Below are 862 nucleotides of genomic sequence, written 5' to 3'. Positions count from 1 at the left end.
GGCAAGATTAAATATGAAATTTGAGGAAACCAACAAAACGTTATATCAAATAGAACGCCTTTATTGATATCATATAAACCAGTCATTATTCGAAATAATTCGAAATATAATGCAAATCAATTTTTATATTCCGACATTAATATTATTTTTCTATAAATAATAATACGCACGATCTTCAAGGGATTATCTATAATGAAACTGAGTAAAATTGCTTTAGCTGCTGCTTTAGTATTTGGTATTAATTCTGTTGCAACTGCTGAAACTCCTGCACCAAAAGTTGGCGCAACTAAAGGCGAAATTCAATTAAAAGGTGAAATTGTTAATTCAGCTTGTGGATTAGCAGCTTCTTCAAGCCCTGTTATTGTTGATTTCAGTGAAATCCCAACTTCTGCATTAGCAAATATGCAGAAAGCAGGTAACGTTAAAAAAGATATCGAATTACAAGACTGTGATACTACCGTAGCAAAAACAGCGACTGTTAGCTATACACCAAGTGTTGTTAATGCAACAAACACAGACCTAGCATCTTTCGTATCTGGCTCAGCGTCTGGCGCAGGTATCGGCTTAATGGATGCTGGCAGCAAAGCTGTAAAATGGAACACAGCAACAACACCTGTGCAATTAATCAATGGTGTTTCTAAGATCCCATTCGTTGCATACGTTCAAGCTGAATCAGCAGATGCTACTGTAACTCCAGGTGAATTCCAAGCCGTTATCAACTTCCAAGTTGATTATCAGTAATCATTTTATTTAAATTTATTAAATAATAAATTACTGCATTAACGCAGAGGATATCCTCTGCGTTAAATTTGATAAAACACTTCAATTTAATAAGAATAAAATAAAAACTAATTAAATAAAT

1 protein-coding gene is annotated in these 862 nt (G+C 33.5%); it reads left to right on the top strand.

The annotated features are described in order from the left end of the window. Nucleotides 1–192: 192 nt before the first annotated feature. Nucleotides 193–741, top strand: a complete 549-nt coding sequence (locus tag BHE89_RS18875) for a fimbrial protein (protein WP_069367834.1) — start codon at nucleotides 193–195, stop codon at nucleotides 739–741. Nucleotides 742–862 lie beyond the last annotated feature (121 nt).

This window comes from Shigella sp. FC1967 (assembly GCF_001743005.1).
Taxonomy (GTDB): Bacteria; Pseudomonadota; Gammaproteobacteria; order Enterobacterales; family Enterobacteriaceae; genus Proteus.
This window is presented reverse-complemented; position numbering and strand designations above follow the sequence as displayed.